Source organism: Allobacillus salarius, assembly GCF_007559425.1.
Taxonomy (GTDB): Bacteria; Bacillota; Bacilli; order Bacillales; family Alkalibacillaceae; genus Allobacillus; species Allobacillus salarius.
This window is the reverse complement of sequence record NZ_VMHE01000051.1, coordinates 1-2,478: the sequence shown is the minus strand read 5'-3', so window position 1 is coordinate 2,478 and position 2,478 is coordinate 1. Positions and strand designations below refer to the sequence as shown.

The following is a 2,478-nucleotide window of genomic DNA, read 5'->3' as shown; positions in this document are numbered from 1 at the left end:
GGCATTGATCTCGGAATTAAAGATTTTGCCGTCCTTTCTGATGGTACGATATACAAAAACCACAAGTATTTTAGAACCCTGGAAAAGAAATTAGCCAAAGAACAACGAATTCTTTCCAGACGTCAAAAAGGAAGTTCGAATTGGCATAAGCAACGGATAAAAGTAGCACGTGTCCATGAGAAAATCCAAAACGCCAAACGTGATTACTTGCACAAAATCTCGACTGATCTTGTCAAAAACCACGACATGATCGGGATTGAGGATTTGAGTGTCTCGAATATGTTGAAAAACCACAACCTCGCCAAAGCAATCAGTGAGGTCAGTTGGTCACAGTTTCGCACAATGCTTGAATATAAAGCCAGGTGGTATGGTAAGAAGGTCATAACCGTTGCGAGAAACTTCCCTTCAAGCCAGCTGTGCTCAAACTGTGGCTACCGCAATCAAGAAGTTAAGAATCTCGCCTTACGTGAATGGACCTGTAATGATTGTGGGGAACAACACGATCGAGATCTTAACGCAAGTAAAAATATCAAAAACGAAGCCATAAGACTTCTAACCGTAGGAACTACGGAGATAGCCTAATCAATAACTGGCGGTTACGCTGGTGTTCTTAGGAATCCCCCACTTCAAACAACCATAAGGTTGTTAAGTGGCGGGTAGTTCAAGAAACGAGGAACAACATTCTTTTTAAAAACAACGGTTTTTCTAATTGGAACTACAATACTTTTGTTGTCTGTGTTTTTCTTGCCTTGGTTAGCGAGTTATACCGCATCTATGTATCCTGAATTTGCTTATTTGCAATATCCAGTTTTAATAGGGATGTATGTAACAGCAATCCCATTTTTCTTTGCTCTATATCAAGCTCTAAAACTCTTAAACTATATTGATCATAGTAAAGCTTTCTCCGATCAATCTTTAGAGGCATTAAAAAATATAAAATACTGTGCAATTTTAATCAGTGGATTATATGTAATTGGAACTACTTTTCTTATCTCGCAAAGCTCCCTCCACCCAAGTGTAGCAATTATCGGATTTGCAATTATATTTACTTCAGTTGTGATTGCGGTTTTTGCAGCGGTTCTTCAAAAGTTATTCAAAAATGCTTTAGTAATAAAATCGGAAAATGATTTGACAGTCTGAGGTGAAGACAGTGGCAATTATAATCAATATTGACGTAATGTTAGCGAAAAGGAAAATGAGTGTAACAGAACTTTCCGAAAGAGTCGGTATCACGATGGCCAATATTTCCATTTTGAAAAATGGAAAAGCGAAAGCTATACGATTATCAACTTTAGATGCAATTTGTGAGGTTTTACAGTGTCAACCTGGTGATATTCTCGAATATCGAAGTGACGAAGAATCCGAATATAATGTAAGTGCTAAAAATGATAAAAAATATAACGACAGGTGATTTTATGGACATAAAGTTCTCATTTATTTTAAACACTGATCAACCAAAAGAAACGAAACCACAATATTCTGCTTATGACAATGGATTTATTGAAGGCGAGCTAAAGATAACGCTAAATGAAAAAGTTTTTTTCTCCGACCCATATATCAATCTTGCAGAGCTTGGAATACAATTAGGAAAATGGCTCCAACAAGTTCAAAAGGGGTACAAGGTGAATATGAATTATGAAACTATTGATCACGACGAAGTAATTCTCAACTTTCTCTATGAAGCTAATGACAATTGGCGGATTTTTTCAATCTGGCAAGAGTTTGAGTCTGAAGAATTCATTCCTACTACGAAATTAGTGGAAGTTGTTAAAGATTATTTAACTAGCTTAAACAATGAATTGCACGAAATAGACTATGTTGTAAAACTTGACAAGTACCTAAAATAAAATGAAATTTCATAAAATGGGTTTTGGGATTTCATACAAAAACATTTAATCCACACTAACTATTAAACATATGAACCAAAAATATTGAAGTTTATTATAGTGACGATCACCGCTATCCATATGGTTAATTCTGCAAAATGAACAAGGATTTCTTTTCGATTTGATGTATACTTCAATGTGAAAAATGCATAAATCATGAAATCAAACAACGCCCACCCGATAATAAACCATAAGAAAACATGAAATGAAAGACTCGGACTTGAAGATGTATTGATCAATAGTACAATCCACAGGAATAATCCTATTCCACCCATATACCAACTTATTTTCTTATGCAATGAGTTAATGTGTCTGTTCGTGAAAATATCTTTAATGTTCATGTGTAAGGATTTTCTAATGATGATTTGTATTAGCGTAATAAAAAGAAAAATAGCTATTAATATTAGAAAAGCTTTTACAAGTTCCATAACGATCCTCCATTCAATCGAACTTTTCAAATAATTTCATGTCCCAATTAAACCTCGAAACCTTTTTCACTATATTTCATTATAGAGGATGACGTACAATAGTTTGTGTAAAACTCTTGAAGACAAAAAAAGAGGTAGGGTATCCTCAGAGTAAACAACGAAAC

General features: G+C 34.7%; 5 protein-coding genes. 4 read left to right on the top strand and 1 reads right to left on the bottom strand.

The window, feature by feature from the left end; translation table 11 throughout:
* From FPQ13_RS12845 to FPQ13_RS12830, 4 genes are all read left to right on the top strand, one after another.
* Positions 1 to 582: RNA-guided endonuclease TnpB family protein (locus FPQ13_RS12845; protein WP_144089724.1), on the top strand; the 582-nt coding region annotated here is incomplete at its 5' end.
* Between the two features lie 126 nt (positions 583 to 708).
* Positions 709 to 1,140 carry a DUF2975 domain-containing protein gene (locus tag FPQ13_RS12840; RefSeq protein WP_144089723.1) on the top strand — a complete coding sequence of 144 codons (432 nt, stop codon included), beginning with the start codon at positions 709 to 711 and terminating at the stop codon, positions 1,138 to 1,140.
* 10 nt (positions 1,141 to 1,150) lie between these two features.
* On the top strand, positions 1,151 to 1,411 hold the full coding sequence (locus tag FPQ13_RS12835) for a helix-turn-helix domain-containing protein (protein WP_144089722.1): 261 nt from the start codon (positions 1,151 to 1,153) through the stop codon (positions 1,409 to 1,411).
* Positions 1,412 to 1,415: 4 nt separating this feature from the next.
* A complete protein-coding gene (locus FPQ13_RS12830; RefSeq protein ID WP_144089721.1) occupies positions 1,416 to 1,847 on the top strand; it encodes a DUF7878 domain-containing protein in 432 nt (143 codons plus the stop codon).
* Positions 1,848 to 1,909: 62 nt separating this feature from the next.
* Here FPQ13_RS12830 and FPQ13_RS12825 read toward each other — a convergent pair whose 3' ends face one another.
* Positions 1,910 to 2,314, bottom strand: coding sequence for a DUF4181 domain-containing protein (locus FPQ13_RS12825; protein ID WP_144089720.1), 405 nt, complete (start codon positions 2,312 to 2,314; stop codon positions 1,910 to 1,912).
* Between the last annotated feature and the right edge of the window lie 164 nt (positions 2,315 to 2,478).